Annotated in this window: 20 protein-coding genes and 8 tRNA genes; 1 reads left to right on the top strand and 27 read right to left on the bottom strand. The window is 37.6% G+C overall.

Going from position 1 to position 18,966, the window contains the following annotated elements:
* Positions 1-200: 200 nt before the first annotated feature.
* The 20 genes from AC3WOM_RS18630 to acpS form a co-directional block, all read right to left on the bottom strand.
* Positions 201-274, bottom strand: a tRNA-Gly gene (locus AC3WOM_RS18630).
* Between the two features lie 10 nt (positions 275-284).
* Positions 285-361: transfer RNA gene (locus AC3WOM_RS18625), tRNA-Arg, on the bottom strand.
* Positions 362-386: 25 nt separating this feature from the next.
* Positions 387-472: transfer RNA gene (locus AC3WOM_RS18620), tRNA-Leu, on the bottom strand.
* 66 nt (positions 473-538) lie between these two features.
* A tRNA-Lys gene (locus AC3WOM_RS18615) sits at positions 539-611 on the bottom strand.
* Between the two features lie 15 nt (positions 612-626).
* Positions 627-701 (bottom strand) — tRNA-Gln (locus tag AC3WOM_RS18610).
* A 5-nt stretch (positions 702-706) separates the two neighbouring features.
* Positions 707-782, bottom strand: a tRNA-Asp gene (locus AC3WOM_RS18605).
* A 22-nt stretch (positions 783-804) separates the two neighbouring features.
* Positions 805-876: transfer RNA gene (locus tag AC3WOM_RS18600), tRNA-Glu, on the bottom strand.
* 1 nt (position 877) lies between these two features.
* Positions 878-954, bottom strand: a tRNA-Asn gene (locus tag AC3WOM_RS18595).
* Positions 955-1,044: 90 nt separating this feature from the next.
* The gene (locus tag AC3WOM_RS18590; RefSeq protein WP_427546545.1) at positions 1,045-1,506 is read right to left on the bottom strand and encodes a SprT family protein; all 462 of its coding nucleotides are present in this window, start codon (positions 1,504-1,506) and stop codon (positions 1,045-1,047) included.
* Positions 1,507-1,571: 65 nt separating this feature from the next.
* Positions 1,572-3,746 carry a Tex family protein gene (locus AC3WOM_RS18585; RefSeq protein WP_492447905.1) on the bottom strand — a complete coding sequence of 725 codons (2,175 nt, stop codon included), beginning with the start codon at positions 3,744-3,746 and terminating at the stop codon, positions 1,572-1,574.
* Between the two features lie 155 nt (positions 3,747-3,901).
* Positions 3,902-4,687: an RNA polymerase sigma factor SigB gene (gene sigB / locus AC3WOM_RS18580; RefSeq protein ID WP_427546551.1), complete on the bottom strand. Its 786-nt coding sequence runs from the start codon at positions 4,685-4,687 to the stop codon at positions 3,902-3,904.
* Positions 4,665-5,135, bottom strand: coding sequence for an anti-sigma B factor RsbW (gene rsbW / locus AC3WOM_RS18575; protein ID WP_427546554.1), 471 nt, complete (start codon positions 5,133-5,135; stop codon positions 4,665-4,667). Before rsbW ends, sigB begins: the two co-directional genes overlap by 23 nt.
* Positions 5,135-5,467 carry an anti-sigma factor antagonist gene (locus AC3WOM_RS18570; RefSeq protein ID WP_492447904.1) on the bottom strand — a complete coding sequence of 111 codons (333 nt, stop codon included), beginning with the start codon at positions 5,465-5,467 and terminating at the stop codon, positions 5,135-5,137. The genes rsbW and AC3WOM_RS18570 overlap by 1 nt, the downstream gene beginning before the upstream one ends.
* A gap of 73 nt (positions 5,468-5,540) precedes the next feature.
* Positions 5,541-6,539 carry a PP2C family protein-serine/threonine phosphatase gene (locus AC3WOM_RS18565; RefSeq protein WP_492447903.1) on the bottom strand — a complete coding sequence of 333 codons (999 nt, stop codon included), beginning with the start codon at positions 6,537-6,539 and terminating at the stop codon, positions 5,541-5,543.
* Between the two features lie 9 nt (positions 6,540-6,548).
* Positions 6,549-6,950, bottom strand: a complete 402-nt coding sequence (locus AC3WOM_RS18560) for an anti-sigma regulatory factor (protein WP_427546561.1) — start codon at positions 6,948-6,950, stop codon at positions 6,549-6,551.
* A 301-nt stretch (positions 6,951-7,251) separates the two neighbouring features.
* A complete protein-coding gene (locus AC3WOM_RS18555) occupies positions 7,252-7,602 on the bottom strand; it encodes a type II toxin-antitoxin system PemK/MazF family toxin (RefSeq protein ID WP_004232054.1) in 351 nt (116 codons plus the stop codon).
* A gap of 4 nt (positions 7,603-7,606) precedes the next feature.
* Positions 7,607-7,870, bottom strand: a complete 264-nt coding sequence (locus AC3WOM_RS18550) for a hypothetical protein (protein ID WP_427546565.1) — start codon at positions 7,868-7,870, stop codon at positions 7,607-7,609.
* A 281-nt stretch (positions 7,871-8,151) separates the two neighbouring features.
* Positions 8,152-9,273, bottom strand: coding sequence for an alanine racemase (alr, locus tag AC3WOM_RS18545; RefSeq protein ID WP_492447902.1), 1,122 nt, complete (start codon positions 9,271-9,273; stop codon positions 8,152-8,154).
* A gap of 202 nt (positions 9,274-9,475) precedes the next feature.
* The gene (locus AC3WOM_RS18540; RefSeq protein ID WP_427546571.1) at positions 9,476-10,540 is read right to left on the bottom strand and encodes a LolA family protein; all 1,065 of its coding nucleotides are present in this window, start codon (positions 10,538-10,540) and stop codon (positions 9,476-9,478) included.
* Positions 10,541-10,921: 381 nt separating this feature from the next.
* On the bottom strand, positions 10,922-11,275 hold the full coding sequence (gene acpS / locus AC3WOM_RS18535; protein ID WP_427546574.1) for a holo-ACP synthase: 354 nt from the start codon (positions 11,273-11,275) through the stop codon (positions 10,922-10,924).
* A gap of 64 nt (positions 11,276-11,339) precedes the next feature.
* On the opposite strand from acpS, the gene AC3WOM_RS18530 reads away from it, so the two are divergent.
* Entirely contained in the window at positions 11,340-11,963 is a 624-nt protein-coding gene (locus tag AC3WOM_RS18530) for a rhomboid family intramembrane serine protease (RefSeq protein WP_427546576.1), read from the top strand.
* A gap of 54 nt (positions 11,964-12,017) precedes the next feature.
* Here AC3WOM_RS18530 and AC3WOM_RS18525 read toward each other — a convergent pair whose 3' ends face one another.
* The 7 genes from AC3WOM_RS18525 to AC3WOM_RS18495 form a co-directional block, all read right to left on the bottom strand.
* Entirely contained in the window at positions 12,018-12,593 is a 576-nt protein-coding gene (locus tag AC3WOM_RS18525) for a GNAT family N-acetyltransferase (protein ID WP_427546579.1), read from the bottom strand.
* A 114-nt stretch (positions 12,594-12,707) separates the two neighbouring features.
* Positions 12,708-14,180, bottom strand: a complete 1,473-nt coding sequence (locus tag AC3WOM_RS18520) for a PH domain-containing protein (protein WP_492447906.1) — start codon at positions 14,178-14,180, stop codon at positions 12,708-12,710.
* On the bottom strand, positions 14,173-14,652 hold the full coding sequence (locus tag AC3WOM_RS18515) for a PH domain-containing protein (RefSeq protein ID WP_427546585.1): 480 nt from the start codon (positions 14,650-14,652) through the stop codon (positions 14,173-14,175). The genes AC3WOM_RS18520 and AC3WOM_RS18515 overlap by 8 nt, the downstream gene beginning before the upstream one ends.
* A 112-nt stretch (positions 14,653-14,764) precedes the next feature.
* Positions 14,765-16,294, bottom strand: coding sequence for a degradosome RNA helicase CshA (gene cshA / locus AC3WOM_RS18510; RefSeq protein WP_427546588.1), 1,530 nt, complete (start codon positions 16,292-16,294; stop codon positions 14,765-14,767).
* Between the two features lie 350 nt (positions 16,295-16,644).
* Positions 16,645-17,337 carry an alpha/beta hydrolase gene (locus AC3WOM_RS18505; protein ID WP_492447901.1) on the bottom strand — a complete coding sequence of 231 codons (693 nt, stop codon included), beginning with the start codon at positions 17,335-17,337 and terminating at the stop codon, positions 16,645-16,647.
* A 46-nt stretch (positions 17,338-17,383) separates the two neighbouring features.
* Complete coding sequence (locus AC3WOM_RS18500; protein ID WP_492447900.1) at positions 17,384-17,581, bottom strand: hypothetical protein; 198 nt, start codon at positions 17,579-17,581, stop codon at positions 17,384-17,386.
* A gap of 19 nt (positions 17,582-17,600) precedes the next feature.
* Positions 17,601-18,965 (bottom strand): UDP-N-acetylmuramoyl-tripeptide--D-alanyl-D-alanine ligase, encoded by a 1,365-nt coding sequence (locus AC3WOM_RS18495; protein WP_492447899.1) that lies wholly within the window; start codon positions 18,963-18,965, stop codon positions 17,601-17,603.
* Position 18,966 lies beyond the last annotated feature (1 nt).

Genomic DNA, 18,966 nt, shown 5'->3' with positions numbered 1-18,966 from the left:
TTAGCTCAAATTGTTTTGCTGGCATCAATTTTGATGTCCAAAATTTTTGCTTTGTTCACCAGCAGAAGCTAGCTACTTAAAACTTTATTGATTACGTTTTGCTTGTTCAGTTTTCAAGGTTCATAATGTCGTCTTTAGCGACAACTACTATATCGTACTACATATAAGTGTAATTGTCAATAGTTTTTTAAAAGTTTTTTTGGAGCGGGTGATGAGAATCGAACTCACGACATCAGCTTGGAAGGCTGAGGTTTTACCATTAAACTACACCCGCATTTTTATTATGGCGCGCCCGGCAGGAGTCGAACCCACAACCTTCTGATCCGTAGTCAGACGCTCTATCCAATTGAGCTACGGGCGCAAATATAAATATTTCAAAATCGACTTGGTGCGGCCGAGAGGACTTGAACCTCCACAGGGTTGCCCCCACTAGGCCCTCAACCTAGCGCGTCTGCCATTCCGCCACGACCGCATTCAATTAGGAACTTTCTTATTATACTATGATAATCCGAAAAATCAACCTTTTTTCTTAAAAAGATGAGCCATGAAGGACTCGAACCTTCGACCCTCTGATTAAAAGTCAGATGCTCTACCAACTGAGCTAATGGCTCAAATTAAGAAATGAATGGCTGGGGTACTAGGATTCGAACCTAGGCATGACGGAATCAAAATCCGTTGCCTTACCGCTTGGCTATACCCCAATAAGTGGCGGTCCCGACCGGGATCGAACCGGCGATCTCCTGCGTGACAGGCAGGCATGTTAACCGCTACACCACGGGACCAATGTTGCTATATTTTTTAAAATGACCCCTACGGGATTCGAACCCGTGTTACCGCCGTGAAAGGGCGGTGTCTTAACCACTTGACCAAGGGGCCATGGCTCCGAAGGCAGGACTCGAACCTGCGACAACCTGATTAACAGTCAGGTGCTACTACCAACTGAGCTACTTCGGAATAATTCATGTTATTTGTCGTAGTTATCTTGTCGACTTTTACTATTATAGTGACATTTCAAGTAAACGTCAACACTTTTTTTAGTTTTTTTTATTCCAGTAATTTCAAACGACCTAAACATTTGCTACAGCAGTATTTCTCTACATTCATCCTAATTTTCCTTACATATAACTGTTGGCATTTAACACACGAATATGTATAGGGTCGACTTTGCTTTTTTCGCAAAGTGTTAGAAGTATGAAGAGTTGAACAAAACCGAGGAGCATTCACTTTTTTTAACAGCTCGCGAAAATCTCTATCTCGATGCTGGTAACCTTTACCCTCTAAATGTAAATGATAGTGGCAAAGCTCATGACGAACAATGCCCTTTACCTCCTCAAGACCATACAATTCATATGCTTTTGGATTAATTTCAATATTGTGTGACTGTAAGAGATAACGTCCGCCAGTAGAACGTAGCCTTGCATTAAAATATGCTTGATGCATAAAAGGCTTTTGGAAACTTTCTAATGATATTCTACTGACAAGCTTTTGTAGTTCCTCATTGTTCATATTAAGATCACCTCTAACAACAAGAATACCACACTGCGTAGTATAGACAGTGTGGTCTCATTTTATTACATTTCCGTTATTTGATTTTTAGGTGGTAACATAGTTAATGAAATGCGCCCTTTTTTTGCATCAATTTGTTCTACCCAAACTGTTACAATATCTCCTAGCGAAACTACTTCTAAAGGATGCTTAATACGTCTTTTTTGTAATTTAGAAATATGCACAAGTCCATCCTGCTTCACACCAATATCAATAAAGGCTCCGAAATCAACAACATTTCTGACTGTCCCCTGCAATTCCATGCCAACTTGTAAATCTTCCATCTTTAATACATCTGTTTTTAATAGTGGCTGTGGGAATGCATCACGTGGATCACGGCTTGGCTTCATTAATGTATCTATGATATCACGGACTGTAACAACCCCAATATCAAGTACCTCACTTAAATTTTGAACATTAAGGGTAGCAATCGCTTCCTCAGCCTTCTGAGTACCAAGCTCATTTTTATTAATTTGTGCAACCTCTAATATTTGCTCAGCCAAACTGTAGCTTTCAGGGTGAATTCCCGTCGCATCAAATGGGTTCTTTGCTTCAGGTATACGTAAGAAACCAATTGCTTGCTCGTACGTTTTAGCCCCAAGTCGTGGAATTTTCTTTAATTGAGCACGTGTCTTGAACTGCCCATTTTCCTCTCGCATCTTCACAATATTCTCGGCAACAGTTTTTGATAACCCTGAAACATGTTGTAGTAGAGAGGCTGATGCAGTATTAACATCTACACCCACCTGGTTCACGGCTGTCTCTACAATAAACGTTAAGGATTCAGTCAATTTCTTTTGCGATACATCGTGTTGATACTGACCTACCCCAACCGCCTTAGGCTCAATTTTCACTAACTCTGACAAAGGGTCTTGTAGACGACGTGCAATGGAAACTGCACTACGTTGCTCTACCTGTAAATCCGGAAACTCTGCCCGGGCAATGTCAGATGCTGAATAAACAGATGCACCCGCTTCATTGACAATAACATAGGCTATATCGGTATCAAGCTCGTTTATAACATCAGCAATAAATTGTTCTGTTTCGCGCGAGGCAGTCCCATTACCAATAGCAATTATTTGAATTGGGTACTTTTCTAATAATCCCTTCACAATTGCCTTTGATTTTGCTATGTCCGGCTTAGGAGGGTGAGGATAAATGGCTGTAACCTCTAACATTTTCCCGGTTTCATCTACAACTGCTAACTTACAGCCAGTACGATAAGCTGGGTCTACACCTAATACATATTTTCCTTTCATAGGAGGCTGTAAAAGCAGATTGCGCAAGTTCTCTGAGAAGATATGAATAGCCTGTGCTTCAGCTTTTTCAGTAAGCTCATTTCGTAATTCTCTTTCAATTGAAGGCTGGATTAAGCGTTTATAAGAATCCTCTATCGCAAGCTTGACCTCTGAAATCGCTGGAGAAGAACCAGTTGCAGGAATCCATTCTTTCCACATAATCATTAATACACGCTCTACTGGAACATTTATCGTAACCTTTAGAATTTCTTCTTTCTCTCCACGATTTACCGCTAAAATACGATGAGGAACAATACGATTTACAGGCTCTTCATACTCATAGTACATTTCGAAAACATTTTTATCATCAGCCTCTGCATTTTTCACACTTGTTACGAGTAGTCCATCTTTCCATGAATACGCACGAATTTTTTCACGAATTGCTGCGTCATCAGCAAAGCGCTCGGCTAAAATGTCTCTTGCACCAGCTAATGCATCCTCTGTGTTTGTAACGTTTTCCCCATCTATTAATTCGGCAGCCAATTGCTCTAATATATCAGGACGATATTCTACTAAAAGATCCGCAAGAGGTTCTAAACCTTTCTCTTTTGCAATTGTCGCCTTTGTACGACGCTTTTGTTTATATGGTCGATATAAATCTTCTACCCTCTGTAAAACAATTGCCGCTTGGATAGCTTGTTCTAGTTCTGGCGTTAACTTATTTTGTTCTTGAATTAATCGAATAACCTCTTCTTTGCGTTGTTCAAGTTGCTGTATGTAGTGATAACGCTCCTCTACAGCTTTAATTTGCACTTCATCAAGGGACCCAGTAGCTTCTTTTCGATAGCGCGCTATGAACGGTACGGTATTTCCCTCTTCTAATAATTTAATAACAGCCTCTGCTTGCCCTGGCTTGATTGCAACATCCTTTGCAATAAGCTGTAACAATTGCTTTTGATCCACATCATCACTACCTTTTTCTTTTCATTTTACCATTACACTTTACTAAAAATGCAAAAAAATAGTCTACTCAGAACTTAGAGTAAACTATTTTAATGACTTAGGAGACAACTATTACTTTTGATTAGCTTTAGCAATAAATGCCCCAATATAAAAGTTTAGAGCGAAACGCCACCACTTGCTAAGATAACCTCTTGTAATTTCTTTATTGCTTTTCTTTGTACTCGGGATACGTGCATTTGAGAAATTCCTAATAGTTCTCCAGCTTCTCTTTGACTAAGCTGCTCTAAATATGTAAGCTGAATGACTTGCTTTTCCCTATCATTTAAAACGTTCATAGCATCCAAAACAATTAATCTTTTATTGGTTATTTCGTAGCCATCGTCTACTTTACCCATTATATCAAATAAGGTTACTGTACTCCCGTCAGAATCTGACTCAATTGAATGATCCATTGAAAGAGCTTGATAGCTACGACTCATCTCCATAGCCTCGAGAACTTCTTCCTCTTCTACCTCTAATTGATCTGCAATTTCTTTGATAGATGGAGAACGCTGCAACTCAATGGTCAGCGCTTCCACTGTTGTTTTAATTCGTGGTCCTAACTCTTTTATACGTCTTGGCACATGAACATCCCATGTTTTATCGCGTAAAAAACGTTTAATCTCTCCAACAATCGTTGGTACAGCAAATGCTTCAAAACTACTACCAACATTGGTATCAAAACGTCTAATAGCACCGAGTAACCCTAGCATACCTACTTGAATAAGATCATCGTAGTAAGATTTCCCATTCGTATACTTACGTGCTATGGCTTCAACTAAATATCGATAATGAATCACTAAATTTGTTTGCGCTTCATCATCCTCCGTTGATTGGTACAATGCAATCCACTCTAGTACATCTTCATTGGACGAAGACTTATGTAGTGATTCTTTCGACATTTTTTTCCACCTGCTCCCTAGCGACATACTTTGTCATAAAGACAGTTACGCCACCATCGTTATTAATCATCACCTCATCCATCAAAGTTTCCATTAAATAGAGTCCCAAACCACCTTCACGTAAACCAGCTATACTCTCTCCTGGATGATATGGACCAATTTTTGACTTTATCTCTTCAAAATTAAAACTATTTCCGTAGTCCGCAATCATCATTTCTAACTTATTTTCATACAAGGCACACCCAATAACGATTTCACCCTCTTCGTCATCCTTATATGCATGATGTACTACATTCGTAACTGCTTCACTTGTTGCGATTTTTAAATCCTCGATATCATCATAATTAAAGCCAACTCGACTAGCCAAGCCAGAAACCGTTAACCGAATTACACTGACAAATTGCGGTTTTGCAGGAACCCTTATCTCAATATAATCAAATTCCTTCATTATCTTAATTCCACCTTTTTATCAGTTTCAATATCCATTAAATCGCTTAATCCAGTAATTTCAAATAATCTTTGTAATCTATTCGATAAACCAACAAGTTTTACTTTGCCATTCTCACGTAATGCTTTTTTATAAAAGGATACAAAAATACCTAAACCTGTACTGTCCATATAATTTACTTTTGATAAATTAAGTTCTATTTCTAACCCTTCAGTAATCTTTATAGCCTCTAGCTCTTCTCGAAGGACTGAGGCAGTAAAGGTATCAATTTCACCCTCTACAAATCCATATAATTTATGATCAATTTCTTTAAAATGTATCGCCATGTCCATATAGCACACCTCCACCATATTTGTTAGACTGTACTTCATTTCCCGCTTAGGGAAAAAATTAAACCTTCTAATCCTATTTTTTTAAAATAACAACTGTAAAATCATCTGATAGTTTAAAATCCTGTAGTTCTTCAATTTGTTTATAAAGAAGATTACATAGCTCTTGGGCTGTTAAATGCTTATTCTCTGCTAACAATGCAGTGATAACCTCTCGTGAGTTCAATTCTTCATGTGATCTAAATTCTGTAACACCATCTGTCATCATCATGACGATATCATTTTTCTCTAAAGTAATTTCATTATATATATACTTTGTTTCAGGCAGTACACCTAGTAATAAACCTTTTGCCTCCAAAGTAAAAAATTCATCTCGTCTAGCACAATAATGGAGCGCTGGCTCATGACCTGCTGAAGCGTAGGAAAAAATATTATTTTGAATATCCAAGCAACCGTAAAACATGGAAACAAACATACTATCATCCACGCCTTTTTCAATTACTCTATTAATAACTTCTAACACATATGAAGGATCTTTATAAGTATATTCTAAAGTTTCCAGACCATACTTCACCATAGACATACATAAAGCAGCCGGGACACCTTTTCCTACCACGTCTGTCACCGCTACGCTCAAATAATCCTCTCGGTCATGTAAAAAATGTACATAATCTCCATTCATCTTGCGAATTGGAATCGATATCATTCCTATGTCAATACTAGACAAATGTGGCACAACTGTTTTGAGTAATGTTTTTTGAATGTTTGTAGCGATTTTTATTTCCAAATCATATTCAGCCTGTTTCTGTAATAAGCTTTGGTGCTCTCTATGTGCCATGCCATAATGGACCATCACCTCAATTAGAAAATCATATGCTGACTGTTCCTCACTCATTCTATCAGGTAATATTTTGCTAACTGCGTTTTTGTGAATACTTACAACATCCTCTGGAGAGATATTCTTTTGGATTAACTGACGTGTGAAGTTTTGAGCAATATACAAATTCTTTTCTGTTTGGTCAGCCAAATAATCCGACAAAATTTTCTTATATTGTGACTCTAATTGATTCAACATTTCCACATCCTATCGCAGCCATTTTTCAGCTCTGATGGTTGTCCCCTCTCCGATAACTGAGTGGATGGTCATAGTATCCATTAATCTATTCACGCCTGGTAAACCTGCCCCAAGTCCTCCAGAAGTAGAGTAACCATCCTCCATTACCTTGCGAACATCTTTTATTCCTGGACCTTGATCAGTTGCAATAATCATTATTTTCTTTTCTGTGTCCGTCTCAACTCTTTCGATTTCAATGAAGCCTACATTTGCATATAAGTATATATTTCGAGCCAATTCACTAATAGCTGTAGTTATTCTAGCCTGATCAACAGTGCCAAATCCAAGTGCCTTTGCTTCATTGCGCCCCAGTTGTCTTGCTGTAACTATATCCCATTCAGTAATAATTTCAACCGAAGACCTCATTGCCACCGCTGTCCCCCCAATTCCTTTCGCAGTTATACTTTACACTTTTATTCAACCTGAATTATTTTTTATAGTTGATTTCATTTCATAATTATCTTATAAAGGGTATATTCTATGTATATTTTCATAAACCTTTCTATATTTTTTTCAAAAATCTATTTTGAATGATATCTTATTTTCTCCTTAAATCTATTAATACCATTTTCGAATTACAAATTCAATTTATGGTAATGTAGAATTTGAGAGTATAATACAAAAAAGCATCGAGATGATTTTTCATCTCGATGCCTCTATACATATATGTATATCAAAATTTGACAAGCCCTAAACTAATCATCAGTGCACCATCAACCTTCTCCATCACTGCATGATCAAGCTGCGTTATACGATCCGTCAATCTTGACTTGTCGATTGTTCGCACTTGCTCGAGCAGAATAACCGAGTCACGTTCAAAACCATACTTTTCAGCATTGATTTCAACATGAGTCGGTAACTTTGCTTTCTGAATCTGTGCAGTTATAGCTGCGATGATGACAGTCGGACTGAATCGATTGCCAATATCATTTTGAATAATCAGCACCGGCCTAGTTCCTCCTTGCTCGGACCCAATTACCGGCGATAAATCTGCAAAAAAAACGTCACCACGTTTTACATTCAAAGTGTCATCCCCCGCTAACGAGACGCTCCACCATATGTTGTGCTTCATATTCCGCATGCAAGCATTCACTTGCAATCATCAGATTTATATGAGACATTTCAACATATCCTTTCATCATAGCTTCCCGTATTTGATTTGGTTGCTCCTGCATTAAAATATTGCGCGACAAAACACGCGCAAACGATTCACCTTCAATTACTTCCTTTGTTTGTAGAAATAGTCTGTCTTGAACAGCAATTGTAGCTTCTCTTAACTTTTTCTCGTACACAGCAAGCACCTCCAACGGAACCATCCACTTTTCATTACTACTCATTCTATCATTGAAAGATATTGTTGAAAAGACATGAAATGACAAAATATCTGACAATTTGAAGGACAAGTTGTAAAAATATGTAGGTTGTCGAAGGTATGTGCCGATTCATCTTATTAGCAACAATCAGCAAATTAAGTTTTTAGTGAATTTATATTTTCTCCAGTGTTATCATTCACCAATTATGAAAGAAAGTCGTTGTTCAAAGCTGTATAGTGTAACTATTTTTGTGCCTGCTTCTAAATATATATTCGAGGTACTCTTGCGGTAATTATGCATGGTACTTCGTAATTAATGGTTTCAAGTTTAGCTGCCCATTCATCAATTGAAATGACATCTTTCCCTTGACGACCAATAAGTGTTACCTTCTCCCCTATAGCATATGCTTTTGGTAAGGCAACCATACATTGATCCATACAAATTCGTCCGACTATCGGCATTCTTTGACCATCAATTAATACTTCTTGTCCACCTAATTTACGAATTACCCCATCTGCATAGCCTACTGGTATTGTCCCTATCCACATATTTTTTGAAGCAGCAAACGTAGCCCCATAGCCAACAGAATCACCTGCTTGTAATTGCTTCACATGGACAAGCTCACTTTGAAGTGTAAATGCAGGCTGTAACTGGAAAGGCAGAATACTTTCCACATAAGGCGACGGTGATAATCCATACATTGAAATACCATATCTGACAGCATCATATTGTAAATGAGCATCTTTAACTAAAGATGCAGCCGTATTAGAGGCATGGACAAGTCTAGGCTTTTCAGGTAAAACAGATAGGCATTGCTCAAAGAATTGAGCCTGTTTATCGAAGTAGGATGTATCCTCCTCATCTGCTGTTGCAAAATGTGTGAATATCCCATCAAGTTTCATATTATTTGCAGTTTGAATTGTATGAGACAGCTCAAAAAGCTCTTGCTCAGAGCGAACACCGATTCTACCCATCCCGCTATCTACTTTTATATGTAGTCGTAAGGGGTCAGCTTCATGTACTATCAACCGAGCAGCATGCTGGACCCATTCACTTGCAAATACAGTAAGAATAATGCGCTTTTGAGCTGCAAAAGGTACAAACGAAACTGGAGACGCGCCCAAAACTAGTATGTCAGGTTCTTCAAAATGTGCTCGAATATGTAATGCTTCGTCTGGTGTTGCTACGGCAAGGATAGTTGCACCAGCTTCCAAGGCTGCTTTTGCAACAGCTACATCTCCATGACCATATGCATTGGCTTTTACTACAGCAATAATTTGAACATCTGGTTGAAGTAATCTTTTCAAATTTTGTACGTTTTGTTGGATTGCTTGTAAGTCTACAATTGCTTTTGTTGGTCTAAAATGTTGCTGTGTCATCATTAGGATACCCTCTTTATTTTTTATTAAAACATTATGTATTGCCATAATTTCGTTCCAATGCACATGTTACCGTTCATTATACTCACTTTTAATAACTACTATAATATACTATACAACTTAAAACTTTCTAAACAGTGATTAATCACTACTTAGCTTAATAAGCTACAGCTTTCAGTGATTTGAAAGCTGTAGCTGCAAAAAGTTACTTCATACTACTTATCGTCATAGAAGTAGCAACTTCTATCATTTCATCACGAGTTAATTTACTTGATGCAACAAAGAATGCAACTCCATCCTTTTCCCAACTAATAGATGTATCTGTAATTGCACCGATTGTAAAGCCTAAATCTACCGGATCACCTGGTGACGATACTGGTAACATTGCACTCTCTTTAGTAGCTGGTTGTTGCATAACTGTAAATGGCTTGTCACCCTCGAATGTTAAGATGACACGATCCATACCGTTCTCACGGATAACCTTTTCACCAGTCATCTTCGTATTTTCCCAATTAACAACAGGGTAATTTGTTTGGAACTCTTTATTTTCAATTTCAGCACCTACTGCTTCTTTACCATCTTTTTCACCTTTATCATCCTTTTCTGGAGGAGCAGCTTGTTCACCTTTTGTTTGATCTGTTTCCGTAAATTGCTCAACTGCATATTCCTTGGCAGCATGTTGAACACCTAATTTTATATTTTTAAATGTAATACGTATTTGTTCTTCCTTTACGTCATTCATTATGACTACAGAAGTTGGGAGCAATGTTTTCTTATCTACTGTAATCACTTGATGAGGCATACTATTTTTATAGCTATTTCTAGTAGCTGCTTCAAATATATATGCTTTTTCTTGCTCTTTCATGACTACATTTTTATCTTCAGCTAAATCTTCTGCCAGAGCACCTATTAAATATGCCTGACTGTTTTTCTTTGGCCAGTCACTTTGGAACTTATACATTTTGTTCAAAGTTGGTGTAACTACAAACACTCCATCTGCATTTCGTACTATCATCTGTGAAACATCTTTCCCACTTTCTACTACTTCTACTCGATAAAAGTCAGGTTTAGTATGCCAAACGGTTACATCATATTTCCTTGGCTCTCCACCCGATTTAATCTCCATCGAGGCATTTAACTCATAACCATTTGTCTCTGCCCATTTACCATTAACCTTCTTCAACACTTTTTCCTGTGAGGCTGTACCACACGCTGACAGAAGTAATATTGTACAAATTAAGACGAGCCATTTAACTATACGGTTGCCCACGCTTTCACCCTTTCTTCTTTCAAATCCACTACGACAATATATGAACCTTATTTGTCAGTTATGTCATCTGAAGAACAGGCAATATATTTATCTTCATTCAACAGAAGACTCCCACCTCTACAGATGGTGAGATGAATACGGTTTTTGGTTTCTTTTCAGTGGGTATCCAAACACCTACTGAAATAGAGGAACTCAGTCTAAGGACGCCACGTCCTGTGGCAATTTATCTGTGCGAAAGCGAAGCGACAGCAACAAATGTTTTCTGTAGCAAAAGCAAAGCGGCAGCTACAATTACGCCAAGGCGAAATTGACCTTTAATGTTCAAAATATTTACAGAAGGTAGAGCGTCTTTTTTTATGGCAGTCCGATATCCACTATTACTTACAGCAGCAATATTACTTGCGCTGCTGCGTATTGCTTAGCATGTGTGATACTGACAAACCCATTTACAAGTTTTCCTTTAAAATATAAAACAGGATTCCCAGCTTCTCCTCTTAAAATTTCAATATCATGAAGCTTGCATTGCTCGCCAATACCCGTTCCTAGAGCTTTGGAAAATGCCTCTTTTGCAGCGAATCGCCCAGCTAAAAATTCTATTCTACGAGTTTCAGAGTGTGCCTCAAATAAAACTCTTTCCTTTTCAGATAAAATCCGATCTTTAAATTTATTTGTTCGTGTCAGTGCCTTAGCAATTCGATCAATTTCCACAATGTCGAGACCAATTCCTTTAATCATTTGAACTTCTCCTTTTCCTATTGCCAAAAAGCCATGTATAATAATTGTAAATTGAGGTGGAGCCATGTTTAGTAGAACAGAAAATTTTAAGCAATATACAAAGTACTACCCTGTTGTTTCTACGTTTATAGCGATTAATTTAATTTTTTATGTATTAACTATTTTACCTGGTGTTGGGATCCTTGTATTGAATTATGGAATCCAAGTGAATTTCCTAATCCAGAACGGTGAATGGTGGCGTATTTTTTCTGCAATGTTTTTACATGCCGGCTTCTTGCACGTGCTCTTTAATATGTTTTCATTGTATATATTCGGGCCAGAGCTTGAAAAAATAGCAGGTAAGGCACGTTTTATAACAATTTATTTATTATCCGGCATTGTAGGAAACATGGCGACCTATCTACTTCTTAATGATAGTAGCTATGGCAGCCTTGGCGCAAGTGGGGCTATTTTTGGAATTTTTGGTGCTTTTGGGGCGCTTGTTTATTACACACGACGCACAATGCCTATGCTTCGCAAGCTTATTTTGCCAATCATTGTGATCAGTGTCATTATGACTTTTATACAGCCCAATGTGAATGTCTATGCGCATTTAGGTGGCTTAGTAACTGGATTCATTCTTGGACTTATCTATTTACATCCCAAAAGAATTTTAAGCTGGCGTAAACAAAAGATGGCAGGTAAATAACGGTACAAAGAGGAGAATCCTTAGAAAAACGGGATGCTCCTCTTACTTTTTATTTTATAAAACGGTAGTATTCTCGTTCGCTGACTTTAGTTTTTTCCATTCAACTGCCGTTAATCCGTAGACAACTTGATCTACATAGTGATCATGTAACCACTCAGCATCTCTCAGACGACCTTCCTCGTTAAAGCCTAGCACTTTTGGTATTGTACGGCTTCGAATATTTCCTACAGCAACTCGTACTTCAATGCGATTTAACCTTAAATAACTAAAGGCATATTCAATAAAGGCTTTCATAGAATTAGTAACTAATCCCTTACCAACAAACTCATTTCCTAACCAATAACCGATACTTGTCCATCTATGTTGCCAATTCACTTGATGATAGCCAATGACTCCTGCAAGTTTCCCCTCATAATAAATCCCTGCTTGTATGCCATTATTATTTGCATATTGGTGCATCGCATTTCTTACGAATCTTTCTGTATCCCCTACCGTTTTCACTTCATCCACGAAGAGCATCCACTCTCGCAAAGTTTCCCTAGATCGATCTGTCAACGCAAATAATTCATCAACATCGTTTAAATCCAACAATTTCAAATACGTGTTTTCGCTAATATCATATTTAAACAAAAATTCCACCCCTTTTGTTAGATATATTCTATTATATAAATTATTCTTGTTTATTTATAGCTAAAAAAAGGCTAACCATTACAATAAATTGTAAATGGTTAGCCTTCCATGAGATTAATGGTCATACCAAGATAATATAGTTTCGGCATCTTTTTGTTCTAAGCTCGGAACATTTCCAGTCATTCCAGTCATTCCAGACATTACAGTTGCTTTTATAGACATAACATTTTTTCTTTTTTGGAAGTATGTTTGAGTACTTTCAATAGATTGTATACGTTTTTTCTCCATAAAAAATGTAATACGATTAAAAACACGATATTGCATTGTAAGCTGCTTTCCATCAATCATATAACCAGCTGTTTTATGCTGCCAAATGCCCAGAAGTATCGTAAGCGGAATGAGCAGCAGTGAAAGTAAACCATAAGGATATAAGAAATAACTACATGCACCTATTATGGGGATGAGCCAAATAAAATCGATACGATAAAAGAATGGACGAGCACGTTTCGGTGAATGGATAAATTCTGGATACCAGTTCATCTCTGGAAAGAGCTGTTCTAATGTTTCCAGACAAGCCTGTTTTTTTATGAGTGGAAATAAAGTAATCTTCTTATCTTTACCGCTCTCACCATTTCCTCCAGCACTCTCAACAACTACTGTTGCAAAACCAAATAATTGACGTAATGGATTCTCTACAACACGAATTGCCTGAATTCGATTTAAAGGTAAGGTGATTCGCTTTTTCTCAAGTAACCCTTTCGTAATGATTAACTTTTCATCTTCAATTTTGACTGTGTACTCATAATAGTTAATTAATGTAATTACTACAGAAACAAGCCATGCAACGATTAAGATGAACATTACTGTTAGTGCAACTAAAAAAGCACCAATCTTTACGAAGTCAGCCAACTCATGAAATACAGTTTCATAAGGAATTATATCTGAAAACTGAGAGACTATTGCTGCAAGACCAGACAGTACGACGCCAATTCCACCCGAGGTCGTTGCCAACACTAGTAAATCACGGATTGACATATGATAAATCTGCGGAATTACTACTTCCTCTGTCATTTGAATAGGTTGTTCATCATCAATATGTTCTACTATTTGTTTTTTTGCACGACGCATTTCCAGCTCTATTGCATCAGCTGCCGGTTTACGTATTGCCGTTAACTCTGCCTCAGGCTTTCCATCCTTACTCCCTGCAGTTTCAACCTGTACTTTTACTAAACCAAATAAACGGTGAAAAATCCCCTCATTGTAATTTAAGCTTTGAATACGTTCAAATGGAATGTAGCGCTTCTTTTTAACAAACAGGCCATACTTTACGCGTAATTCGCCATCTTCAAACCAATAGACAAAAGTACGCCATCTAATAATTCCACTAACAACCGCAAGTACAGCCACCACTCCCCAAACGCCGAACAATAACAATGTTTGAAAGAAATGATTACTATTAACATTAAACGAGAAATTAAAACCATTCGTTACAAAGATAATAGCAACAGGTAAAATCATGCTTTTTAATACTTTTGCACTCGTTATAATAGCTGAAATTGGATGTAAACGATTAATTTCCTTAGACATCATCTTCCGCCACCCTTGCTAATTCCGAAATTCTTGCACGAAGTCCATCAGCTTCATCCATCACAAGCGCAGGAATCGTATGTACAGTTGCTGCTGTTGATATTGAAATATTACCTAAATCATATCTTTTTAATATTGGCCCTTGTGTTGTATCAACATGCTGTACACGCACCATTGGAATAAGTGTACGTTTAACAACAAATAAACCATGCTGTACTTCAATTTCATTCTCACGTACCTCATAACGCCAGCGTTCCCATCTTATTTTCGGAAATAGATAAACTGAAAAAATAATACTAAGTAAGACCACTGCAGCTGCGATGAAATAAATAAATGATGGCCACTCAAAATAATACGTGCAAAAAGAAACAATTACTGCCGCAATCAATAGCAATATTGTTTGAAATACACCATATAAACGCCACACGGTTAACCCTTTTCGGGAAATTTTATGAATTGGCTCTGCTCTCAAAGTTTCTCCCTCTCTTTCTTTAATTACGTATACGAGATTAAAGCTGCTTTTGTTTCAATATATACGAAAAAAAACCTTACAGCCACTTTGACTGTAAGGTTTATGATAAAATTTAATCTTCGTGACGTCGTGGTGCACGAGAACGTCCTTGTCCACCTTCACGACGAGCACCACCTTCACGGCGCCCGCCGCCATCTCTACGATTTCCGCCGCCACGGCGATCTCCGCTACGTCCGCCGTCTCGACGTCCGTTAAAGCTACGGTTATTACGTCCACGATCTCCGCCACGATTGTTAGAACTAGAAGAACGTTCACGACGCATTGGTAATGGTCGCTCTTCAGTAATAGTTACTGGTGTATCATCTGGCTCTTTTGTTAATGTACGAAGAGCAGCAGCAACTACATCAAGCGCATCATGGTTTTCAAGTAATTCTGCAGCAAATGTACGATAATCACCTAGATTGTTATTAGCGATAAGACCTTCTAGAGTCTCTACAGCTAGACGTTGTTGACCTTCAAGAGCTTCATCAGAAGTTGGTGGACGAAGTGGTGTCATACGTTTTTTCGTTGTTTCCTCTACAATACGTAAATAACCCATTTCACGTGGTGTTACAAATGTCACTGCAAGACCTGATTTACCTGCGCGACCTGTACGACCAATACGGTGAACATATGACTCAGGATCTTGAGGAATATCAAAATTATAAACATGTGTCACACCAGAAATATCAAGTCCACGAGCAGCTACATCTGTCGCAACAAGAATATCAATTTTATTTTCTTTAAATTGGCGTAATACCGAAATACGTTTTGCTTGGCTTAAATCACCATGAATACCTTCTGCAAGATAGCCACGGATTGATAATGCTTGTGCAAGCTCATCCACGCGACGTTTTGTACGTCCAAAGATAATAGCAAGTTCTGGTTGGTGAACGTTTAATAAACGAGATAAAACGTCGAACTTTTCACGTTCTGCAGACTTCACAAAATATTGATCAATATTATCAACTGTTAATTCTTTGGCTTTAATTTTTACGATTTCTGGATCACGCATGAATGTTTCAGCAATTTTGCGAATAGCTGGTGGCATTGTTGCTGAGAACAGTAATGTTTGACGCTCAGTAGGCACGTTTTCTAAGATTGAATTAATATCATCGATAAAGCCCATGTTTAACATTTCATCTGCTTCATCCAGTACTAATGTTTGTACATCTTCTAATTTTAACGTACGACGATTAATATGATCAATAATACGTCCTGGCGTACCAACAATGATTTGAGGTCTATTTTTCAGTGCACGAATTTGACGGCCAATTTCTTGCCCACCGTAAACTGATAATAATTTTACACGTTTATCATAACCAATTTTATAAAGCTCTTCTGATACTTGAATCGCTAATTCACGAGTTGGAGCAATTACTAATGCTTGGATATTTGGATTTTTTGGGTCAATTTTTTCGATAAGTGGAATCCCGAAAGCGGCTGTTTTACCAGTACCTGTTTGCGCTTGACCTAATACGTCGCGACCTTCAATAGCAAAACGAATAGTACCTTCTTGTATTGGTGTTGCTTCTTCAAACCCCATACGCTTTACAGAGCGTAATGTCGATTCACTAATATTTAATTCTGAAAAATTTGTCAAACTTCTCATTCTCCTTTTTTTGCTTTTAAGTTGACAAATGGTTACATTTTCAGATGAAGTTGTCGGCAAATTCGAGCCTGTTATGTGGAACGTTTCCGTTACTTAAAAATTTCCTCTATATAATGTTCATATAGAGCTCTCTTATATGAAAAGGAAAGCCCGGTCTTTACCGAGCGGTTCGATTCTGTCGTAATAATCACTTTAGAATAAAACCGTTGTGTTCAAAAAAAAGTACTCTTCAACCAAATATGAAGAGTCTTCGCACAAAATGTATCCATTGCTTACACTAGTCTAACATGGCTTTAAATCGTATGCAACGATAACGCATGAGTCGTAATAATCTGACTATTTCATTTCCCCTTTAAAAACGTCAAAACTTGAGAAAACCACTTAGCACAATCCTTGTCGAAACATATATGGTGCTTCCCACTATCAGAAAAATACAAAGTTTTATCGTTTGAGATTAGTTCATCATATAAGAGTTGAGCTGTGTGATAAGGCACTATACCATCTAATTTTCCTTGAACAATATAAACAGGAATTTCAATATCTTTATAGTATGGCTCGACCATTCGTACAAGCTTCATAAATTCTATTGTTGAAGATAGAGGTACATTGTTAAACTTATGTCGATATCGCATATACAGCTCATTATTAGATAGATTGCGTTGATACGCCTCTGTGGCAAGCATTTTAAAATCCTTGACCAATTGCTTTGGACTTACATATTTGGCAGCCGCGCTTAGTAATACAAGCTTTTTCACCTTATAGCGCTTAGCCAGATATAGCGCTATAATACCGCCCATTGAAAAACCAACCACTAGAACCTCATCTACTTTCTTAGCCAGTGCACGAAAGGCGAGTTCAGCATCCATTAACCAATGCTTAGCAGTAAAGCCTCTCATCTGTAATTCCTCACCGTGTCCTGATAAAGTAGGCTTTTCAATGAGCCAATCTGTATGAGCTCGTAAATAGGAAGTAAAAGGCTCTACCTCATATGGACCTCCTGAAAATCCATGTATACATAACACACCTACTGACATTACTTTCACCTCTATCAATTTCGCCTTGGCGTAATTGTTGCTGTCGCTATGCTTTCGATACAAAAAACATTTGTTGCTGCCGCTTCGCTTTCGCTACAGAAAACATTTGTTGCTGCCGCTTCGCTTTCGCTACAGAAAATATTTGTTGCTGCTGCTTCGCTTTCGCTACAGAAAATATTTGCTGAATGAAGATAAATGCATTGAAGCTTATAGAATGAAGAAATCGGTGAGAGTGTTGTCTCACCGATTCGTTGTATCATTTATCACGTAAAAGCATTTAAAATTGTTTCTAATTTCATCCCTCGAGAACCTTTTAATAAAACAATAGACTCTTTATTAGCTTGCTGTAGCTTTTCAATAATTGGAACGTAATCATCCTTAACATGTAATAAATGCTCCGCATCAAAATGATCTTTTAAAATATCATATAAATAAACCATGCGTGGACCAAACAAGCAAATATAGGAAATTTCCTGTGCATGAATATCCTCTGATAAATTCTCATGAAAGAACTTTTCATTTGGCCCAAGTTCAAGCATATCACCTAACACAAGCCATTTTTCTGAACGGATTGTTGAAGATGCGATAAATTGGATAGCAGCCTTTACAGATGTCGGAGCAGCATTATAGGCATCATTTATAAACAATGCGCCATTTGTTCCGTTAATTTGCTGCATACGCATATCTGTGAGAGTCACTTGTTTTAAGGATGCACGAATTTGGTCATCGTTTAAACCTAATTTTTGAGAAATTAACATGGCTGCTAGTGTGTTTTTCACCTGATGCTTCCCAAGAACTGAAATAAAGAAGTTACCCTCAATCACTCCATGTGCTGTAAAGCTACTGCCATCCGTAGTTGTCTCGATATTCTCAGCATACAAAAGGTTTTCAGGAGTTAAGCCAAAGGCCATTGCATGAAGATTTTGCTCGTTTGCTACTAATTCTTTAAGCAACGGTTCATCTCCATCATAAAATAGTACGCCATTTTCTGACATCCCTTGAACGATTTCAAATTTTGCTTTTGCGATCCCCGAACGTGAACCCAAATCTTGCATATGAGCTTCTCCAATGTTTGTAATCACTGTTATATGCGGTCTAGCGAGCTTCGTTAAAAATTCAATTTCCCCAAAGCCGCTCATTCCCATTTCCAGCACAGCAACATCTGTATCTTCATCAAGCTGTAAAATTGTAATCGGAAGACCAAGCTGGTTATTAAAATTCCCAATGGTTTTTTGTACTTTAAAAAACGGTACAAGTATTCCAGCTAAAATATCTTTCGTTGACGTTTTACCATTTGAACCAGTAATCCCAATAAATTTCGCCTTATGCTCACTTCTATAGGCATGTGCCATTTGCTGTAATGCTATTTCTGGGTCATCTACAAATAATAATGGTACATCTTGTGGTGGATTTGGTTCATCCTTTTGCCACAGGGAAGCGCCTGCTCCTTTTTCAAATGCCTGCTTAACAAATTTATGACCATTAGTCTGTTCGCCTCGAAATGGTACGAATAAATCTCCTTGCTGAATCGTTCGTGTATCAATCGAAATACCTGATACTTCTGTATCACCAAAAGCTGGTACCTCATCATTTAACCATGCAGCTAATTGTTTTAATGTTTTTTTCACA

The organism is Lysinibacillus sp. FW301-JW8, from assembly GCF_058788755.1.
Note: the sequence above shows the minus strand (reverse complement) of the source record. Positions and strands in the feature narration are given on the sequence as shown.